Below are 20,597 nucleotides of genomic sequence, written 5' to 3'. Positions count from 1 at the left end.
TGTTAAGTATTTGTATGTTTTATATCAAATTACCAAGTTTTTAACTTTTTTTCAGTATAATCTCTAAAAATTTTATAATAGAGGAACAATAATGGCATTAAATGTATACTATGACAAAGATTGTAATATTGATTTAGTTAAATCAAAAAAAGTAGCAATGATTGGTTTTGGATCACAAGGTCACGCACACGCAGAAAACTTAAGAGATTCTGGTGTTGAAGTTGTTGTTGGATTAAGAAAAAATGGTTCATCATGGGCTAAAGCTGAAGCTAAAGGTTTCGACGTTAAAACTGTTGCAGAAGCAACTATTGGTGCAGATATTGTAATGATTTTATTACCAGATGAAAATCAATCTGAAATTTATTACGCAGAAATTAAACCAAACCTTAAAGATGGTGCTTATATAGCATTTGGACATGGATTTAATATTCACTATGGAAGAATTATTCCTGATGCAAAAACAAATGTAATGATGATTGCACCAAAAGCTCCAGGTCACACAGTTAGATCTGAATTTGTTAAAGGTGGAGGAATTCCTGATTTAATCGCAGTTGAAACTAACCCAAGTGGAGACACTAAAGAAGTTGCATTAGCTTATGCTTCAGCAATTGGTGGTGGTAGAACAGCAATTATTGAAACAACTTTCAAAGATGAAACTGAAACAGATTTATTCGGAGAACAAGCTGTATTATGTGGTGGAGCTATGTCTTTAGTTCAAGCTGGATTTGAAACATTAACAGAAGCTGGTTATGCTCCTGAAATGGCTTATTTCGAATGTTTACACGAATTAAAATTAATTGTTGACTTAATGTATGAAGGTGGGATTTCTGATATGAGATATTCTATTTCTAATACTGCTGAATACGGAGATTACGTATCTGGAAAAAGAGTTATCAATGCTGAATCAAAATTAGCAATGAAAGAAATCTTAAAAGAAATTCAAGATGGTACATTTGCTAAAGACTTCATCTTAGAAGGACAAGCTGGATACCCAAGAATGAATGCTGAAAGAACAAATGCTAAAGCTTCATTAATTGAAAGAACTGGTAATGACTTAAGAAAAATGATGCCTTGGATTTCTTCAAGTAAAATCGTTGATTTAGAAAAAAACTAATTTATAGATTAAGGAAGTTTCTTCCTTAATTTATTTCTTTCTTATATATGAATAATAAAAAAACTAAACGAAAACAAAAAAAAACATCTTCATCAATTTCTAAATCTAAATTAGTAAAAATTTTTCTACTAATATTTTTATTTGCATTAATAGCTAGTGCATTAAGCTATTTTATAATGACGAATGAGAGTTCAAATAAAAGTATTAATAACAATATTTTAAAATCAGAATCTAATGATATTAAAAAATATCAAGATAAAAAATTAGATGAATATTTTGAAAAAATTAAAACTCCAAAAATTGAAACTCCAAAAAAGAAACCTGAGGAGAAATTTGAAGAAGTAACAGAAGAGTCAAAAAAAGATTTTATTGATAAAGAATCAAAACAAATAAAAACTGTAAAAAAAGTTAAGCAAAATGAAGAAAAAAAGAAAATAGTAGTAAAAGAAGTAAATAAGAATGATAAACCAAAACTTATTATTATTCTTGATGATATAACTACAAGTAGACAAAAAAAAGCTATTTTAGATATTGGTTACCCTGTAACAATGTCTTTTCTTCCTCCACAAAAAGGACATATACATTCAGCTAAAGTTGCACAAGATATACCTGTTTATATGATTCATTTTCCTATGCAAGCTTCTCCTAGATTTAAATCTACTGAAATTACAACTTTAAATATAAATGACTCTTATGCAAGAATTGAAAGTATTGTTAAAAACTTACGAAAACTCTATCCAAATGCTATATATACAAATAACCATACAGGTTCAGTATTTACCCAAAATGATAAAGCTATGGATAAACTTTTTAAAGCTCTAAAAAAATACAACTTTGTTTTTGTAGACAGTAGAACATCAGCAAAATCTGTTGCAAAAAAATATGCAAAAAAATATTCTATGCCTTATATTGTAAGAAACACTTTTCTTGATAATAAAAGAGATTATGTATACATACAAAATCAATTAAAAAAAGCTATTAAAATAGCAAAAAAAAGAGGTTATGCTATTGCAATTGGACATCCTCATTCTATGACAATCAAAGTATTAAAAGAATCTAAAAGCTTATTAAAAGATGTTCAAGCTGTTTATATAAATAAACTTCCTTACCTTTAATATCTAAGAATTATTCATTTAAGCTTTACAATATATAATAAACTATATTATAAATATAGTTTATTTATTAGGATTTAAATGATTAATAAAGTCACATTTAATATAGAAGAACTAAATAATATGAAAAAGTATCCTAAAGAACTTTTTTATATAGGAAATACAAAACTTTTAGAAAAGAAAAAAGTATCTATAATAGGTACTAGACGTCCAAATGCTTATACTAAAGAGTTTACTCATAAATTAGCATCAAAACTATCAAGCTTAGATATTTGTATTGTAAGCGGTGCTGCTATGGGTGTTGATGCTATTTCACATTTTGCAGCAAGGGAAGACAATACAATTGCAGTAGTTGCAAATGGTTTAGATATAAGATACCCAAGTGTAAATAAAAATCTAATTTCTAATATTGAAGAAAAAGGCTTAGTTCTTTCAGCTTATAAAGAAGGTGAAAAAGCTAGGAATTATACTTTTGTACTAAGAAATGAAATAGTTGTTGCTCTTGGTGATATTTTAATAGTTACCCAAGCTGATTTAAAATCAGGAAGTTTAACTTCTGTGAATTATGCACTTAAAATGGGTAAAAAAGTCTATACTTTACCTCATAGAATAAATGAGAGTTTAGGAACACAAGACTTAGTAAAAAAGGGTTTAATAGAACCTATTTATGATATTGATGAGTTTATTCAACAATTTACTAATACTTCACAAGTAACAAAAATCAAAGATAAAGTCCTTGATTTTTGTGATACAAATCCAAGTTATGAGGAAGCTATTTCAAAATTTGGAGATACAATACTTGAATATGAATTAGAAGGTAAAATCAAAATTGAAAATGCAAGAGTGTCAATAATTTAGAATTATTCACTCACTTGTTTTTTCCCTTTTACTTTTAATAAAATCAAATACCCGATAAGTCCAGAAAGAATTGAACCTATTAAAATTGCCAATTTATCTGTATATGAGAACATTGAAGAATCTGCAAAAGCTAAAGAATCAATAAATAAACTCATAGTAAATCCAATTCCTGTTAATACACTAATTCCATATACTTGAGCCCACGAAGTTCCATTAGGTAGCTTTGCTAGATTAAATTTTACTGCTAAATATACAAAAGAAAATACTCCTAATTGCTTACCAATAAAAAGTCCACAAATAATTCCTAATGAAACAGGATTTACAATTTCATTTAATGATAATGATCTTAAATCTATACCCGCATTTACGAAAGCAAAAATTGGTAAGATATAAAAAGCAACCCAAAAATGTATATTATGCTCTAATCTTTTTACAGGTGAAACTCTTTTATTCTTTTCATTTTGGACATTAAGAGGAATAGTAAAAGCTAGAATAATTCCAGCTAATGTCGCATGAACACCTGATTTTAAAACAAAAATCCATAGTATAATTCCTACAAGAATATAGACACTCACTGCTGTAATTTTCATTCTATTCATTATAAAAAGAATAATAATACATAATAATGCCAAACTCAATGAAAGTACAGATACATCAGCAGTATAAAAAAATGCAATTATTAAAATTGCTCCTAAATCATCAAAAATTGCTAAGGCCATCAAAAATATTTTAAGAGAAACCGGAACTCTTTTTCCCAAAAGTGAAAGAATACCTAAAGCAAATGCAATATCTGTAGCAGTGGGTATTGCCCAACCTTTTAATGCAAATTCATTATTATAATTAAAGAAAACATAAATTAAAGCAGGAACTAACATTCCTCCAACAGCGGCAATTGCAGGAAGTGCTATTTTTGAGAAAGATGATAAATGACCTAAAATTAGTTCTCTTTTTATTTCTAATCCAACAAATAAAAAGAATATTGCCATTAATCCATCATTTACCCAAAGGATTAATGGTTTTGATATTTCTAAAATAGAACCAATTTTAAATTCTATTTTAGTATGTAAAAAAGTATTATAAAATTCTGATAAAAAAGTATTACTAAATATTAATGCAAGTATGGTAATACCCATCAAAAAAATACCAGGAGTTGATTCTTTTTCTAAAAACTTTCTAACTAAAATCTTCATAATATTTGCCTTTTGTGCTTAATATATAATTTTAGTATAAAGTACTTTATTAAATATTAAAACAAATATTAATGCCTTAATTGATAAGTAATATCACCTGCTCCAACACCTAAAAATATACCTTCATCATAACTTTTGATAATTTTTTCATCTTTAATTAAATCAATTCTTCCTTGTGTTGCAACAATTCTATCAGCAAAGATTGGATTATATACTGCAAATTCTTTTGGAAAATCAATATCGATCTTTTGTTCACCTGGAATTGTCCAAAGAGGAAGAATAACTAACTCATCACATCTTCTAAAGCATTTTTTAAAACCTTCAAGATTATCATTTGTTCTTGAGTATTTATGTGGTTGCCATAAAACAATTCTATTATTTAGATTTGTTAAATTATCATATAACTCAACTGATTTCATAGTTGCTTCAATTTCTGTTGGATGATGTGCATAATCATCAATTACAACAAATTTATCATTTGCTTGAATAATATCAAATCTTTTTTTAATACCTTTATATTTTAAAAGATTAATTCTTATACTTTCTACATCAAGTTCATTTAAAGCGGCTAAAATTGCTAAAGAAGCATCTATAGCAATATGATAACCAAATCCCCAAACTTCAAATGTACCTAAATCTTTTAAGTCAAATCTTGTACAAGGTTCTTTGTCTTTTAATGTATAAGATAAATTTTTTATATCTGTACTTGGATAAAGATATGTTGCATCTTTAATTTTTAGTTTCTTAATATCTTTATCTTCACCATTTAAAACTCTTTTTTTTGCAAGTCCTATAAATCTTTCATAAGACTCGTAAAATTTATCATAATCATAGTGATAATATTCCATATGCTCAGGCTCTGCATTTGTTACAATTGCACAATATGGATTAGAAAGTAAGAAAGATGCATCAGATTCATCTGCTTCAAAAGCAACTAAATCATCTACATATCTAAAGTTTGAACCAAAATCTTTTGAAATTGCACCTATAAGTGCTGAACTTTGTAAGATTGAAGCTAAAATTGCTGTTGTTGTTGATTTACCATGAGCACCTGCTACACAATAATTTTTCTTATCTCCTAAAATAATAGGAAGTGCTTCTTTTCTTGAAAGTGTTCTAATTTGATTAAGTCTAGCTTCTATTAGTTCTGGATTTTCATCTGTTACTGCTGCTGAGTATATTACTAAGTCAAAATCATCTTTTATATTTGAAGCTTTTTGAGGACAAGAAACTTCTATTCCCTCTTTTTGAAGCTCTTTTGTAATTGGTGAGTCTTTCATATCTGAGCCACTTATAGTGTGACCATCATTATTTAAAAATCTTGCTAAGGCAGAAAGACCTATTCCACCTATTCCTATAAAATGTACTTTCATTAGCTATCCAATAAATGTTTTAAATTTTTATACTCATTTTCTAGTGTTTGTTTATTATCGTTTAAAAATTCTTCTGTATTGAATTTAAAACTCATAATAAAATATCCATATTTTTCTTCACTTGGTTCTTTATCATTATCAACGCTTACATCGTAGAAAAAATCTAATTGATTTTTTGTTGATAAAACAATAATTAATACATTTAAAGCTTTTTCTAACTCTTCATCTTCAATAATATTAGCCAATACAAAAATCAACTCTTTTGCACCATCAAAATTATCATATGACCATTTTTCAATTGCATGTTCATAAAAAGCTCTTACATATAATAAATTATCATCTTCAAGTTTTAATTTTTCATTTTTATTAACAATTTTTTCAACATTTGCAAATGATGTTTTTAAAATTTGTTCATAAAGTTTATTTATTTTCTCTTCATCTAAATCAAGAACTAACATAGAATCTAATGTTTCATACATTGCTGAAATATTTTCTTCTTCTATTGATTTAACTCTTGTTTCTTCAAGATATTTTATAAAATCTGGGTTTGTTCTAGCTTCGTGTAATTGCTCCTTATCCATCAATAAAGTCCTTTAATCTTTTTAATACTTCTTTAGTTTTTTCCGCATTTTCAACAAGTGCAATACGAACATAACCTTTTCCAATTCCTTCTCTTCCTAAAAAAGATCCTGGCAATACTTTAATATTTTTTTGTCTATATAATTCTCGTGCAAATTTTATTTCATCTTCAACTTCAAGCCAAATATAAAAAGTCGCTTGTGGTGGTTTTATACCTAAAATATCATATGCTAAATCAAAATTCTTTTTATAAATACTTCTAAAATATTCAACATGTGTTTCTTCATTCCAAGCAGCTGCTGCTGCGTATTGAAGAGGAACAGGTGAAGCACAACCTACGTATGTTCTATATTGCATATAATCTTTTAATATATTTGCATCACCTGCAATAAATCCACTTCTTAATCCAGGGGCGCTACTTCTTTTTGAAATTGAGTTCATTACTAAAACATTTTTAAAGTCATCATTTCCAACTAAAATAGATGCTTCTAAAAGTGATGCTGGTTTATTATTATCATCAAGATAAATTTCAGAATAACACTCATCATTTATCAAAATAAAATCATATTTTAAAGCTTTTTCTACCCATTCTCCTAACTCTTCTTTACTCATTGAAGCTGATGTTGGATTATTAGGGAAGTTTAAAACAACTAAATCACATTTTTCTAATTGTTCAACACTAAGTTGTGCTTTAAAGTCATTTTCTTTTACTAAATCAATATAAATTACTTCAGCCCTACTAGCTATTGCTGCACCTTCATAAATTTGGTAGAAAGGATTTGTAAAAGCAATTACAGGGTCTTTTATATCAAATAATGCAAACTGAGGAAAGTTAAATAAAACTTCTCTTGTTCCAAATGTTGGTATTATCTGTGAAAAATCTAAACTTACATCAAATCTTTTATTTACAAAGTTAATCATTGATTGTTTTAATTCAGGAATTCCAGCTGATGCTGGATATTTTTTCAATAAAGATGTATTTTCTTTTAAAGTATCTTGAATAAAATCTGGCGTTTCAAACTTAGGTTCACCAATAGTTAAAACAGATAATTCATAATCTTCATTAGCTTCAACATCTGCTAAAATCTCACTTAATCTTTCAAAAGGGTATTTTTCAAAATTCATTTATTTTTTTCCTTAATATATTATTCTTCAACTATTGGAATTAATAATTGGTTATATTTATTCATATCAAAAGAGATAAAATCTGTATTTGTATAAAAGAATTTCCATGAAAATCTTTTTTTCATCATTTCTTCTTTTAATGGCAAAATTTGAAGCATGTTTTTTTGCTTTTTTAATTCTCTTATTGGATTATCACTACTTGAGACAATTTCAATTCTTTCATTAAATATTTTTGCTAAGTTTTCAAAATGATCTAATAAATTTGTTTTGTCTTCTTCTTCACCAACAGGATCTAAGTCATAAATCTTTGTCTTTGTTTTAATTTGACTAGCAACATCAAAAACAATTGGTGAAATTTGTTCATATGAATGGGTATCATTTAATAAAACAACAGTTTGTTTTATTGATTTTACTTTTTCATTTCCTAATTTAAAAATAGGTATTTTCAAATTAATTATATTTTTTAGAGATTCTTTATGTTTAAACATTTCTTGTGTCAAAATCATCATTCCAATATCATACTTTCTAAAATCTTCTTTTAAAATTTTATAAAAGCCCATATTTGAATAATCAATTCTTACAATAATACTATCAAAATATTTAAATTTATTTTTTATATGATTCATAATAGCAGGTGTTGTCGGTCGTGTTATTCGTACAATTAATTTATTATTTTTAAATTTTTGATTTAAAGTTTTAGCTTCTTCTACAGCTTTTTTTACACTAACTTCATCTTGAAGATAAAGATCTAAATATAAATATAAATTTTGTCCAAAAGGCATAGGAAACTGCCCTTGTGTTTTTCCAATTGCATTATAAACTTGCATTAAAACATAAGGTTTTCCTATTACTAAAATAACATCATTTGGTTTTAAAACTAAAGAAGGTTTTATATTTATAAGCTGTTGATTTCTATAAAGTGCAAATATTTTCCACTCTTTTTGTTCAATAGATCCAATATATCTATATGCATAAGAACTCCCAAAAGGAACTCTTATCTCCATAATTTCACCCTGTTTTAATCCAATATTTTGAGCAACAACTGGAATATTTGGAAGTCTCTCTACCATCCCATTAGCTAAAACTTCTATTCCTTTATATACATTTATATATGGATCGTCGAAATCTAATCCCCAATAATCTAATACAATCATTTGTAAATTTTGTTTATGATTTCTTATATTCTTTGTTACACTAATCATTTCATCTTTTGAATTTAGTGCAATTAAAACTTCTGTATGAATATTTTTATCTAATACCATTGCCAGCTTAGAGTTAGAAGTTGGGTCGAATTTATAAAAAGTAAAGTTTGAAGGCTTTTGTACAGGGAGGATAACATCGCTCATATATATAATATCGTAAGCGTTATCGCCAGTATTAGCTTCTACGATTCGATGCATTAATTTTTTTGCAACAATACCATCTAAAATAATTAAGATCTTTTTCATTTTGGTATTATATCTTTTTTAAATTAATAGTAGATTTATATTTTGAAGACAATTTATTATCATCTTTTATCTTACTTCTTCACCAATTAATTTATCAATCTTCGCTAAAGAAAGTAAATAATCATGTACATATTTTAAATAATCTGCTTTAACATAAGACTCCATATATTGAGATTGAATAACTTCTTTTGATTTTACTGCATCAATTTGATAAGCTCTGACATTAAGGTCTTTATTAGCACGTGCAAGTTTTTTTGCTTTTTTTAATGTTTGTATTTGTTTAAAACCAATAAGAGCATTATTAAGTTCATTTTTTATTTGTAATGCAATTACATCTTTTACCATATCTTGTAATAAAAATAATTTTTTTCTCTCTAATCTTTTTTCATTTACCATATTTGTAGTTTTGAAACCATTGAATAATGGCATATCTGCAGCAAATCCTATATTCCATGAATTCTCTTTATCATCACTCAAATATCCATATTTATAAGAATTATAAGTGTGCGAAACTTCACCCATTAATGCAATTTGAGGATAATGTTCAGATTTTCTTTCTTTTATTTGTTGATTTGATACTTTTAATGCAATATCCATTTTTCTAATATCATGATTAGTTTTATATGCTTCTTGAATAAGTTTTGATAAAGGATATTTAGGAGGTAATAATTCATTATTTGTATATTCTGCTTGAATATCACTATCCCAAGGTAAACCCATAGCATTAGCAAGTGCTGATTTAACCATAAATTTATTTGCTTGAATTTTTGAAACAATTGATTCTATTAATGCAACAGTAACTTGTATCGACAAATAGTCAGTTTTTTTAACATTTAAAGACTCGCCACTTTCATAAAACTCTTTTGTTAAAAAAGAGATATAAGTCATACTATCTAATGTCGACTTGGCTAACTTATATAATTCATTTGTTAAAACATAACCATAAAAATACTTTTTTATATCATAAATTACATTTAAATCATTTCTCCTCATCCTATTCATTGCTAATAATTTATTTAATTTAGCTTGTTCAATAACTGAAGATATTTTTCCACCAGTAAATAGAGGATACAAAATATTTAAAGAAGCTTTTATCGTATCTCTTCCTAAAGCTTTTGAATCAATGTCTGCACTAATCGAACCTTCAGGAAATGCACTCGCAGGAGTTAAACTTAGTTCAGACTGTGTTGCTGATCTTAGTAATGGATCAGAAATAGTTAAAGTATTAGCTAAAGATAAAGTTTTAGTTAATTCAGAAGACAAAGTAAAACTACCTCTTTGCTTAAATATTAAATCCTCTTTTACTCTTTGTCCAACAACCATTGCATTTATTGCTGGATAATTAGCACTTAGAGCTTGTTTATATTGAACATTTGCTATTTCTAATGCTACTTCAGAAATTTTACTTTGGCGATTGTTTTCTAATGCAATATTTATAGCTTCTGATAAGGTAACTTTTTTTATATCTGCAAATACTATATTTGAAAAAATAAATAAACACAGTAAAACTTTCATCAATATTCCTTACTTAGATCTATATAATTATGAGTATAACAGAAAAAACATAATTAATTTAAACAATTTAAATAAATATTATCCAATAAACTAAGCTATAAGTAACTAATAGATATTTATAAATTAATTTTAGATATAATCACTTAATTTTAAAAAAGGTTTATATATCTAATGCAATTTCAAATAGACGCAACATCACACCACAAGACAAGAGCTTGTACAATTAAAACAGCTCATAGCACAATCCAAACACCAGTTTTTATGCCAGTTGGTACTCAAGGTACAGTTAAGACACTTGATGCAAATGATATGCTAGAACTTGGTGCTAAAATAATCTTAGGGAATACTTATCATTTATACTTAAGACCAGGAAGTAAAATAGTTAAAAAAATGGGAGGACTTCATGGTTTCTCAAAATTTCCTAACTCATTTTTAACTGATTCTGGTGGATTTCAAGCATTTTCATTAAGTAAAAATACAAAACAGCACGAAGATGGAATTATGTTCAAATCACATATTGATGGAAGTATGCACTTCTTTTCACCTCAAAGTGTTTTAGATACTCAATATGATTTAGGTTCAGATATTATGATGATTTTAGATGATTTAGTAGCCTTACCAAATACAGATGAACGAATTGAAAAATCAATAAAAAGAACTACAAAATGGGCTCAAGAAGCAATAACTTATCATAAAGAACAACAAGAAAAAGGTATTGGAATAAATCAAAATATCTTTGCTATTATCCAAGGTGGTACAAGTAAAAAGTTTAGACAAATGAGTGCTGAACAACTTTGTTCTCTAAGTGATTATGATGGTTATGCAATTGGTGGATTAAGTGTTGGTGAACCAAATGAAGAAATGTATAAAATAGTTGAATGGACTACTGATTTTATGCCAAAAGATAAACCTAGATATTTAATGGGTGTTGGGACTCCTGAAGATTTAATTGAAAATATCGAACGTGGTGTTGATATGTTTGATTGTGTAATGCCTACAAGAAATGCTAGAAATGGAACACTATTTACAACATTTGGAAGAGTAAATATTAGAAAAGCAGAATTTAAAGAAGACTCTTTGCCAATTGATCCTGCTTGTGATTGTTATACTTGTAAAAACTTTTCAAGAGCTTACTTAAACCATCTATTTAAAGCAGGTGAAATGACTTTCTTTAGATTAGCTTCTATACATAATATTCATTATTACTTAACACTAATGAAAGAAGCTAGAACTGCTATTTTAAATGATAATTGGCTAGAATTTAAAGAAGAATTTTATAGAAAAAGACAAAAGTAAAACAAAGAAGAGTTAATCTTCTTTTAGATAAAATACAAAAATATATAAACCAATAAGGAATAAAATGACTGTTGATGATAACTTAATTGCAAAACTATCAAAACTATCTAGTTTAGAAATAGATGAGTCAAAAAAAGAAAATTTAAAAGCAGAATTAGCTGATATTATTAACTTTGTTGAAAATTTAAATGAAATTGATGTTTCAGGAATTGATGCTACATTTAGTACTATTGAAGGTGGAACACCTTTAAGAGAAGATGAATCAAAACAAGATTTAGAATTATCAAATCATATACTAAAACACGCTCCAAAAAGTGAAGATGGATATTTTGTAGTACCTAAAATTATTGAGTAAGGAATAGTATGATTAAAGTTTATGGAATAAAAACTTGTAATTCTGTAAGAAAAGCATTAAAGTTTTTCAAAGATAATGAAATAGAAGTTGATTTTTTTGATTTTAAAAAAGAAACTCCATCATCTCAAACTGTAGATTCTTGGGTAGAAAAAACTGATCTTAATGTGCTTTTTAATTCAAGAGGAACTAAATATAGAACTCTAAAATTAAAAGAATTAAACTTAGATGATGAAGGTAAAATCCAATGGTTAAAAAAAGAGCCAATGCTTTTTAAAAGACCTGTAATAGAATATGATGGAAAAGTTATCTTAGCTTTTGATGAAGAAGTTTATAAAGAAACTTTTTTATAAGATATTTATAATTATTTCGAAATATTAAAGTAAAAAAAAGGGGAAGTTTTAAAACTTCCCCTTTTTTTATATCTAACTTTTTAAAGAAAAAAGATATTTATATAATAATATCTTTTCTAGCTTCTTTTAAAGTATCTGCAATCATAAATGATAATTCAAGTGCTTGATCAGCATTTAATCTTGGATCACATTGTGTATGATATCTTGATGCTAATCCTTCAGTTGTAACTGCTGAACTTGCACTTCCTGTACATTCAGTTACATCTTGTCCAGTCATTTCTAAGTGAATTCCACCTGCGTATGTACCTTCAGCTCTATGGATTTGGAAAAATTGTTTTACTTCTGATAAAATTGCTTCAAAATCTCTAGTTTTGTAACCATTACCAGCTTTGATTGTATTTCCATGCATCGGATCTGATGACCATAATACATTTTTACCCTCTTTTTTAACTCTTTTTAAAAGTCTTGGGAAATGCTCGCCTATTTTATTTGCACCCATTCGTACAATTAAATTAAGACGTCCAGCTTCATTATTTGGATTTAATTTATCAATTAATTGAATAAGTTCATCTTCTTTCATAGAAGGTCCAACTTTACAAGCAATTGGATTTTGAATACCTCTAAAATACTCAATATGTGCATCTTTTAAATCTCTTGTTCTATCACCTATCCATAACATATGTGCAGCACAGTTGAACCAATCACCAGTAATTGAATCTCTTCTTGTAAGTGCTTGTTCATAGTTTAATAAAAGTGCTTCATGAGAAGTAAATAGTGTAGTTTGTGCAAGTGTTGGTGTTGATTTACTTGTAATACCACATGCTTTCATAAAGTTTAATGATTCAGTAATTTTATTTGAAACCTCATCATATTTTTCACCAAGTGCATTATCTTTTACAAAATGTGTATTCCATAAATGAACTTGATTTAAATCAGCCATTCCACCACGTGCAAATGCTCTAAGTAAATTCATAGTAGCAGCACTTTGGTTATATGCTTTTAATAATTTCTTAGGTTTTGGATTTCTAGATTTTTCATTAAATTCAATATCATTAATAATATCTCCTCTATATGAAGGAAGAGAAATACCATTTATTTCTTCAAAATCTGAAGATCTTGGCTTTGCAAATTGCCCAGCAACTCGTCCAACTTTAACAACAGGACAACCACCTGAGAATGTTAAAATAACTGACATTTGCATCATAACTTTAAATAAATTTTTAATATTCTGTGCATCAAATGCAGCAAATGACTCAGCACAATCTCCACCTTGAAGTAAAAACGCTTTTCCATTTACAACATCAGCTAATTGACTTTTTAAACTAAGTGCTTCTCCTGCAAAAATTAAAGGAGGATAAGAACCTAACTCTTTTTCAACTTTTTTTAACTTTTCTAAGTCAGGATAAGTAGGTTGTTGCTTGATTGGAAAATCTCTCCAACTGTCTGGTTTCCAATTATTCATTTTAATTGCCTTTATTATTTTAAATTCATATATTTTATCTAATATTATCTTAATGAAATTAGATATCTTTGTTACTATTTAGTAACTTTTAAATTAGTTAATTAATTTTGCTAATAAATCTTTAAATGATACTTTAAATGCATCTAAGCCTTGAGTTAAAAGATCATCATATATTTTATTCATATTTACATTTTTTAAAGCTATTGTTTTAAAATATTCATCACATTTTTTTTCACACATAATTTCACTTTCTTCTTGTACACCATCTTTTAACCAATCTTCAATAGTAGCTAATGGTGCAGTATTAACAGAGTTTGGAAATATTAAATTATCAATATAATAACTTGGAGCTAACTCTTTACCTTTAACACCAGTACTTGCAAATAATGTTCTTATATTTTTATTCCCAAATTTATTTACTTCATGATAACATTTTGTAGCATTTATAATCCCTAATTTAGAAGTTTCTAAACCTTTATTAATAAAATCCCCATCACACATTCTATCAAATCTAGAAACAAAAACCGAAACTACAGCTTTTATATCTTTATTTGAATCTTTAATTCCTTCATCAAGTGCTTGAGCACATTTAACAGCTTGAATAGGTGAAAAAATCAATGTTGCATTTACATGTATACCTTTTGAAGTTAATTCTCTCATAGCAATATATCCAGCTTCAGTTGCTGGGACCTTAATCATTACATTTTCAGCATTAATTGAAGAATATAATCTTAAACCTTCTTCAATAGTGCCTTGTGCATCGTCACATAATGAAGGATCAACTTCAATTGAAATAAATCCATCATCATTATTGGCTTTATGTAAATCTGATAATAATTGAGCTGCTCTTTTTATATCAGTAAGTGCTAACTCTTCATAAATTGTCTTTTCATTATTTGCTTGTAACATATCAAGTTGTTGTTTATATGCAACAGAATTTGTAATTGATGATTCAAAAATTGCAGGATTTGATGTAGCACCTTGAATTATTTCATCTTTAATTATTTCTTGAAATCTATTTTCTAAAAAATCTCTTTCTATAAAATCACACCATAATGAATAATTAATATCTTCTTTTAAACTCATCTATTTTCCCTTAAATTTTTTCTAATATTTTTGTTAAATCTTTTTCATCTATAATAATATTTGCTTCTTTTTTTAATACATCTCTTGCACAAAAAGCAATTCTTGTATCAGCATGAACAAACATAGATAAATCATTAGCACCATCACCACAAACTAAAGTATCAGCCTTACTGATACCCAAAATTGCTTGTAATCTTTGAATCATATCGCCTTTTGAATGAGAAAACATCATTTCTCCACCTACAAGTCCAGTTAAAATACCATCCTTTTCATGTAGTACATTGGAGAAATCTGCATCTAATCCTAAAATATCTTTAGCTGGACTTGTTCCTATTCTAAATCCACCTGAAAAACACACTACTTTATAGCCTTTTTCTTTTAATGCAGGAATTAACTCTTTTGCACCTGGCATTAATGGTAAATTTTTACAAATATCTACAGCTTTTTGATATTCTAAACCTTTTAATAAAGCTACTCTAGTAGTCAAAGATTCAAAAAAATCAAGTCGTCCAGACATTGCTTCTTCAGTAATATGTGCAACTTCTTCTCCTATTCCTAACTCATTTGCAAGAAAGTCAATAGTCTCTCCATCCATAAGTGTTGAATCAAAATCAAAAACAGCTAATTTCATTAATTTTCCCTAATTTTAGTCTTTTAAGGATATAATATTATCTAAATTAAACTAAATATACTAAAAGGATTGTTTTTCACTATGTTTGAAACACTATTACAAAAACTTCAAGAAGATGACTATTTAACATTAGAAACAACACCTCAGCATGAACCAACAATGCATAATATTATTGAAAGAATTAAAAAATTTAAGTTACAAAATAAAGTTGATGGTTTTTCATGTACAGATAATCCACTTGCAAAACTAAGATACAATGCACTTTTCGCATCTTTAAAATTACAACAAGAGTTTAAAAAACCAGTAATTGCAACAATGACAATGAGAGATAGAAATAAAATCGCTTTACAATCTGATTTATTAGGTGCAAGTGATTTTAACGTACGTGCTATTTTAGCCTTAACAGGTGATCCTGCAAAAATGAGTGATCAACCAAATACAAAAGGTGTTTTTGAAGCAAACTCAATTATGCTTTTGAAAATCATAAAATCATTTAATTATGGAATGGATTATTCAGGTCATCCTTTTAAAATTGAACCAAAACAAATATTTCCTTTTTCAGTTGTAAACTCTTATGCCAAAAGCTTTACTTCACTAGAAAAAAAGATGCATAATAAAATACAAAATGGTTCTTTAGGAATTATTTCACAACCAGTATTTGATATTAAAAATGCAGAAAAATTACTAGAATCATTTGATAGAGCAAAAGAAGATGTTGAAGGTGATAAGAAAAAAGCTCAATTAATATTCGGGTTATTTCCTATTACGAAACTTAGAACTGCCCTATTCCTTTCAGCACAAGTTCCAGGTATTCATGTACCTCAAATGTGGATAGATAAACTAGAATCAGCTCATAAAATCTCTGAAGAAGAAGAGTATAAAGTAGGAATGCAATTAAGCCAAGATATATATAAGGAAATTAGAAAATTTCATCCAAAAGTACATTTAATGACTGCAAATAGATTTGATGTTGCAAATGAGATTATTTCTTGAGTATAGCAAGTATTGATATAGGTCTTAAAAGAATTGGTGTTGCTATTTGTGTTAGTTCAGATATAGTAACTCCAAAAGATGCAATTTTAAGAAAAAATAGAAACCAAGCTGCACGTGATGTAAATATCTTTTTAAAAGAGTGGGATATCAAAAAACTAATAGTAGGATTTCCTAGTTCTAGTGATGATATGCAAAAAAGAATAAAACACTTTGTAAATTTACTTGAGTTAGAAATTCCATATGAATTTCAAGAAGAAAATATGAGTTCAATTGAAGCAGAAGATATGATGAAAGGTCAAATCAAATATAAAAGAGATGGTAGAGTTGACTCAATAGCTGCTAAAATTATACTTGAAAGATATCTAGCTAAAAAACACTAATCTTAAATTTATTCTCACTATGTGAGAGTAAAAGAAATTACTCCATAAAATAAATATTTTCTTAATATAAAATTAACTAAACTTTTTAAAACTAATACTAAGGAAATACTATGTCAAAAAAGATTTTAATATTAGCTGGAGATTTTGTTGAAGATTATGAACTAATGGTTCCTTTTCAATGTTTAAAAATGTTAGGTTATGAAGTTGATGTTGTTTGTCCAAATAAAAAAGCAGATGAACAAATTAAAACTGCAATTCATGACTTTGAAGGTGATCAAACATATACTGAAAAACCTGGCCATAACTTCACATTAAATGCAAACTTTGATGATGTAATTGAAAGTAATTATGATGGTTTATTAATTCCTGGTGGAAGATCTTCTGAATATATTAGATTAGATAAAAGAGTAATTGAAATTGTTCAAGAATTTAATACTAAGAATAAACCAATTGCTTCTGTTTGTCACGGTATTTTAGTACTTGCAGCTGCTGGTATTATTAAAGATAGAACTTGTTCTTGTTATCCAGCTTGTGCTCCTGATGTTACTTTAAATGGTGGAACATGGGCTGATATTGGCTTTGAAGATGCAATTGTAGATAAAAATCTTGTAACTGCTGCTGCTTGGCCTGCTCACCCAGTTTGGTTAGCTAAATTTCATGATATGCTAAAATAACTACTTTAAGAATATACGAAATAATACTTATTTCGTATATTTTGTTATACTAAACAAAAAGAATCTAATATGCCAACTCAAATAAAATCTTTATCAAAAGGCTTGAAAATTTACAAGTATATTGTAGATTATGGTAAACCAATACAAGCAAGAACTTTATGTGAAAAACTTCAAATTGATAAAAGTACAATGTCAAGATTACTTAGAACATTAGAGGATGAAGGCTTTATAAGTTACTTAGAAAACTCACGTGAGATAATAGCCAATGATATTGCAATTAAAACAAATCAAGCAACAAGAATAGAGCTATTAATTCAAAAAACAAAAATATTATTAGAAGAAATAAGTCAAAAGACTGATGAAACAGCTTATCTTGGAATATTTGATGAGTATAAATTATTATATTTAAATCAAATAGATACAACAAATAGAAAACTTACTACAAGAAGTAAAATTGGAGTTCAAACACAATTATATACAAATGCCTTAGGAAAATCTATTTTAGCTTTTGGAAATTATAATTTAGAACAATTAAAATTAAATCAATATACAAATAATACAATTACAGATATTAAGAACTTAGACACTCAACTTAATTTAGTAAGAGATAAAGGATTTTCTATTGATAACAAAGAGTATCAAGATGGAATGTGTTGTGTTGGTGTTCCTTTATTTAATACAGATAATATCTTAATAGGAGCTGTCGGGATTTCAGGTTCTTCTACAAGATTAGATTCAAAGAAACTAGACTCTATTGGAAAAAAGATATCTAATTTAGTTGAAACTTATAAAATAATATATTAATTAAAAATATTTTGAACTACAGCTATGGCAAAACCCGAATCATGTGTTATAGATAAATGTGATTCTTTAATATTAAACTTTTTTCTTATCTTTTTTTTATACTTTATTTTTGGTGCACCTTTATTAGTTTTTGATATCTTGATATCATGAAAGCCACAAACTCCACCAATACCTGTACCTATTGCTTTACTAGCAGCCTCTTTGGCAGCCCAGAAACCAGCTGCTGTTTCTACTCTTTTTATTAATTCAATTTCATTTGAATTTAAAAACTTTTCATACGCTTTAATACCAAATTTTTCGTGCATTCTTTTTATTCTATTAATCGAAACTACATCTATTCCTATCATTTTAAACCTATCTTTTGTATAATCATTTTATGAAACTATTTCTCAATAAACTATTATACTTAATTATCATGCTTTTTATTATTAGCTTGATATCTTTTTTAGCAATAAATCTTGCACCTAATTCTTTTTTTGCAAGTGGTGCTTTAAATCCTAATATTACTGAAGAATCTATTGCTCAGTTAAAGGCTATTTATGGTTTGGATAAGCCCTTATATATGCAATTTTACTCTTGGTTTATAGCTATTTTACAATTTGATTTTGGCATTTCTTTTGCAAGTGGTTCCATGGTAAAAGATGAGATATTAACTAGAATGCCTATTACTTTGATTATTAATATAATATCTATGCTTTTTATTTTTGTATTATCATTATATTTAGGAATAAAAGCTGCTTTAAATAAAAACAGTTTTTTTGATAAGTTTGTTGGTCAGTTATCGCTTATTAGTTTTTCTATGCCTTCATTTTATCTAGCACTTTTAGGAGTTTTAGTATTTTCAATTACTTATGAGGTTTTACCAATTGCTGGACTTCATTCGATTCCTGATGATGGTAGTTTGAACTATTATTTAGATTATGCTTGGCATTTGATTTTGCCTATTACTATTATTGTATTTGGTGGAATTGGTAGTTTAACTTTATATATTCGTTCACTTACAATAGAAATACTTAAATCTGATTATATATTTTTTGCACGTTCTCGTGGATTAAGTAATAAACAAATTCTAAGATATTATATTTTACCAAATTTATACCCACCTGTTATTACTTTACTTGGGCTTTCTCTTCCTGGTATTATTGGAGGATCTGTGATATTAGAAACAATTTTTTCTATCGATGGAATGGGCTTATTATTTTTCCAAAGTGCATTAAGTCACGATTATCCTGTAATTATGGGAATATTAATCATTGGAGCATTTTTAACATTAATTGGAAATATGATTGCTGATTTGGTTTTACTTAACTTAAATCCAAATTATGATGGAAAGTGATATAATTCTTTTTTTTAAATAAGGAAATATATTGAAAATATTAAAAACTGTTGAAGAACTTCAAAACATAAGAAAAACTATATCATCAAATGTAGGTTTTGTACCAACAATGGGTGCTTTACACAATGGTCATATATCATTGATTAAAAAAGCAAGAGAAGAAAATGATATTGTAATTGTATCTATATTCTTAAATCCTACACAGTTTCTTCCAGGTGAAGATCTTGATAATTATCCAAGACGTGATGAAGCTGATAAAAGAATTTGTGAATTATGTAAGGTTGACTATTTATTTATGCCTGAGATTTCTACTATGTATGAAAAAGAAGAAGTCTTAATTAAAGCACCAAATAAAAGTTATATTTTAGAAGGGAAAACAAGACCTGGGCATTTTGATGGTGTCTTACAAGTTGTTTTAAAACTATTTGGTATTGTACAACCAACAAATGCATATTTTGGGAAAAAAGATGCTCAGCAATTAACACTTATAATGCAAATGGTAAAAAACTTATTTCTTTGCGTAAATATTGTACCGTGTGAAATAGTAAGAGAAGAAGATGGACTAGCATTAAGTTCAAGAAATATTTATTTAGATAGCAATCAAAGAAAAGATGCTTTATGTTTATCTCAATCTTTATTTATGGCAGGAGCACTTATTTCAAGAGGGGAAAGAAATTCTCAAATTATAAAAGATAGAATCAATGAAGTTATGAAAGACTTAGATATTGAATATATTGCAATTGTTGATAGAGAATTTAATGAAATAGATACTATTGAAGTTAAAAATACAATTATCTTAATTGTTGTACGATTTGGAAAGACAAGACTACTTGATAATATTTGGCTATAAACACAAGTTTTAAAGCATTTTAAATAAATCACTTAATTTACATATTTTATCTTTTATGATAGAATT

22 protein-coding genes are annotated in these 20,597 nt (G+C 27.1%); 12 read left to right on the top strand and 10 right to left on the bottom strand.

Annotated features, from left to right (window positions below; translation table 11 throughout):
- The first annotated feature begins 91 nt into the window (after nt 1–91).
- The 3 genes from ilvC to D9T19_RS05565 all read left to right on the top strand — a co-directional run bounded on the left by ilvC (nt 92) and on the right by D9T19_RS05565 (nt 3,084).
- Nucleotides 92–1,114, top strand: a complete 1,023-nt coding sequence (gene ilvC, locus D9T19_RS05575) for a ketol-acid reductoisomerase (RefSeq protein WP_121627237.1) — start codon at nt 92–94, stop codon at nt 1,112–1,114.
- A gap of 176 nt (nt 1,115–1,290) precedes the next feature.
- Nucleotides 1,291–2,229 (top strand): divergent polysaccharide deacetylase family protein, encoded by a 939-nt coding sequence (locus D9T19_RS05570; protein ID WP_205588690.1) that lies wholly within the window; start codon nt 1,291–1,293, stop codon nt 2,227–2,229.
- A 78-nt stretch (nt 2,230–2,307) separates the two neighbouring features.
- Nucleotides 2,308–3,084: a DNA-processing protein DprA gene (locus D9T19_RS05565; protein WP_121627235.1), complete on the top strand. Its 777-nt coding sequence runs from the start codon at nt 2,308–2,310 to the stop codon at nt 3,082–3,084.
- Nucleotides 3,085–3,086: 2 nt separating this feature from the next.
- Here the strand turns inward: D9T19_RS05565 and nhaA are convergent, their stop codons facing one another.
- From nhaA to D9T19_RS05535, 6 genes are all read right to left on the bottom strand, one after another.
- Entirely contained in the window at nt 3,087–4,274 is a 1,188-nt protein-coding gene (gene nhaA, locus D9T19_RS05560; protein WP_121627234.1) for a Na+/H+ antiporter NhaA, read from the bottom strand.
- Between the two features lie 68 nt (nt 4,275–4,342).
- Nucleotides 4,343–5,647: a UDP-N-acetylmuramate--L-alanine ligase gene (murC, locus tag D9T19_RS05555; RefSeq protein WP_121627233.1), complete on the bottom strand. Its 1,305-nt coding sequence runs from the start codon at nt 5,645–5,647 to the stop codon at nt 4,343–4,345.
- The gene (locus tag D9T19_RS05550) at nt 5,647–6,228 is read right to left on the bottom strand and encodes a hypothetical protein (protein ID WP_121627232.1); all 582 of its coding nucleotides are present in this window, start codon (nt 6,226–6,228) and stop codon (nt 5,647–5,649) included. Before D9T19_RS05550 ends, murC begins: the two co-directional genes overlap by 1 nt.
- Nucleotides 6,221–7,351 carry a succinyldiaminopimelate transaminase gene (locus D9T19_RS05545; protein ID WP_121627231.1) on the bottom strand — a complete coding sequence of 377 codons (1,131 nt, stop codon included), beginning with the start codon at nt 7,349–7,351 and terminating at the stop codon, nt 6,221–6,223. The genes D9T19_RS05550 and D9T19_RS05545 overlap by 8 nt, the downstream gene beginning before the upstream one ends.
- A 20-nt stretch (nt 7,352–7,371) precedes the next feature.
- Entirely contained in the window at nt 7,372–8,799 is a 1,428-nt protein-coding gene (locus tag D9T19_RS05540; protein ID WP_121627230.1) for a COG3400 family protein, read from the bottom strand.
- A gap of 66 nt (nt 8,800–8,865) precedes the next feature.
- Nucleotides 8,866–10,314, bottom strand: a complete 1,449-nt coding sequence (locus D9T19_RS05535) for a TolC family protein (protein ID WP_121627229.1) — start codon at nt 10,312–10,314, stop codon at nt 8,866–8,868.
- A 171-nt stretch (nt 10,315–10,485) separates the two neighbouring features.
- Here D9T19_RS05535 and tgt point away from each other — a divergent pair, with 171 nt between their 5' ends.
- From tgt to D9T19_RS05520, 3 genes are all read left to right on the top strand, one after another.
- Nucleotides 10,486–11,610, top strand: a complete 1,125-nt coding sequence (gene tgt / locus D9T19_RS05530) for a tRNA guanosine(34) transglycosylase Tgt (protein ID WP_121627228.1) — start codon at nt 10,486–10,488, stop codon at nt 11,608–11,610.
- Between the two features lie 64 nt (nt 11,611–11,674).
- Nucleotides 11,675–11,965 (top strand): Asp-tRNA(Asn)/Glu-tRNA(Gln) amidotransferase subunit GatC, encoded by a 291-nt coding sequence (gene gatC, locus D9T19_RS05525; protein WP_121627227.1) that lies wholly within the window; start codon nt 11,675–11,677, stop codon nt 11,963–11,965.
- A gap of 8 nt (nt 11,966–11,973) precedes the next feature.
- Nucleotides 11,974–12,315 (top strand): arsenate reductase family protein, encoded by a 342-nt coding sequence (locus D9T19_RS05520; RefSeq protein ID WP_121627226.1) that lies wholly within the window; start codon nt 11,974–11,976, stop codon nt 12,313–12,315.
- A gap of 97 nt (nt 12,316–12,412) precedes the next feature.
- On the opposite strand, the gene D9T19_RS05515 is transcribed toward D9T19_RS05520, so the two are convergent.
- From D9T19_RS05515 to serB, 3 genes are all read right to left on the bottom strand, one after another.
- Complete coding sequence (locus tag D9T19_RS05515) at nt 12,413–13,777, bottom strand: class II 3-deoxy-7-phosphoheptulonate synthase (RefSeq protein ID WP_121627225.1); 1,365 nt, start codon at nt 13,775–13,777, stop codon at nt 12,413–12,415.
- A gap of 93 nt (nt 13,778–13,870) precedes the next feature.
- A complete protein-coding gene (locus D9T19_RS05510) occupies nt 13,871–14,863 on the bottom strand; it encodes a transaldolase (protein ID WP_121627224.1) in 993 nt (330 codons plus the stop codon).
- A 10-nt stretch (nt 14,864–14,873) separates the two neighbouring features.
- Complete coding sequence (gene serB, locus D9T19_RS05505; RefSeq protein ID WP_121627223.1) at nt 14,874–15,494, bottom strand: phosphoserine phosphatase SerB; 621 nt, start codon at nt 15,492–15,494, stop codon at nt 14,874–14,876.
- A gap of 81 nt (nt 15,495–15,575) precedes the next feature.
- Between serB and D9T19_RS05500 the strand changes: the two genes are divergently transcribed.
- From D9T19_RS05500 to D9T19_RS05485, 4 genes are all read left to right on the top strand, one after another.
- The gene (locus tag D9T19_RS05500) at nt 15,576–16,487 is read left to right on the top strand and encodes a methylenetetrahydrofolate reductase (RefSeq protein ID WP_121627222.1); all 912 of its coding nucleotides are present in this window, start codon (nt 15,576–15,578) and stop codon (nt 16,485–16,487) included.
- Complete coding sequence (ruvX, locus tag D9T19_RS05495; RefSeq protein ID WP_121627221.1) at nt 16,484–16,867, top strand: Holliday junction resolvase RuvX; 384 nt, start codon at nt 16,484–16,486, stop codon at nt 16,865–16,867. The genes D9T19_RS05500 and ruvX overlap by 4 nt, the downstream gene beginning before the upstream one ends.
- A 110-nt stretch (nt 16,868–16,977) precedes the next feature.
- A complete protein-coding gene (locus D9T19_RS05490; protein ID WP_121627220.1) occupies nt 16,978–17,541 on the top strand; it encodes a DJ-1/PfpI family protein in 564 nt (187 codons plus the stop codon).
- Nucleotides 17,542–17,610: 69 nt separating this feature from the next.
- Nucleotides 17,611–18,345: an IclR family transcriptional regulator gene (locus D9T19_RS05485; protein WP_121627219.1), complete on the top strand. Its 735-nt coding sequence runs from the start codon at nt 17,611–17,613 to the stop codon at nt 18,343–18,345.
- On the opposite strand, the gene acpS is transcribed toward D9T19_RS05485, so the two are convergent.
- The gene (gene acpS / locus D9T19_RS05480; protein ID WP_121627218.1) at nt 18,342–18,692 is read right to left on the bottom strand and encodes a holo-ACP synthase; all 351 of its coding nucleotides are present in this window, start codon (nt 18,690–18,692) and stop codon (nt 18,342–18,344) included. The genes D9T19_RS05485 and acpS overlap by 4 nt on opposite strands.
- 29 nt (nt 18,693–18,721) lie before the next feature.
- On the opposite strand from acpS, the gene D9T19_RS05475 reads away from it, so the two are divergent.
- Both D9T19_RS05475 and panC read left to right on the top strand, forming a co-directional pair.
- The gene (locus tag D9T19_RS05475) at nt 18,722–19,681 is read left to right on the top strand and encodes an ABC transporter permease (protein ID WP_121627217.1); all 960 of its coding nucleotides are present in this window, start codon (nt 18,722–18,724) and stop codon (nt 19,679–19,681) included.
- A gap of 31 nt (nt 19,682–19,712) precedes the next feature.
- Nucleotides 19,713–20,531 carry a pantoate--beta-alanine ligase gene (gene panC / locus D9T19_RS05470; RefSeq protein ID WP_121627216.1) on the top strand — a complete coding sequence of 273 codons (819 nt, stop codon included), beginning with the start codon at nt 19,713–19,715 and terminating at the stop codon, nt 20,529–20,531.
- Nucleotides 20,532–20,597: the final 66 nt, after the last annotated feature.

The sequence above is a fragment of the Poseidonibacter antarcticus genome, assembly GCF_003667345.1.
GTDB classification, from domain to species: Bacteria; Campylobacterota; Campylobacteria; order Campylobacterales; family Arcobacteraceae; genus Poseidonibacter; species Poseidonibacter antarcticus.
This window is presented reverse-complemented; position numbering and strand designations above follow the sequence as displayed.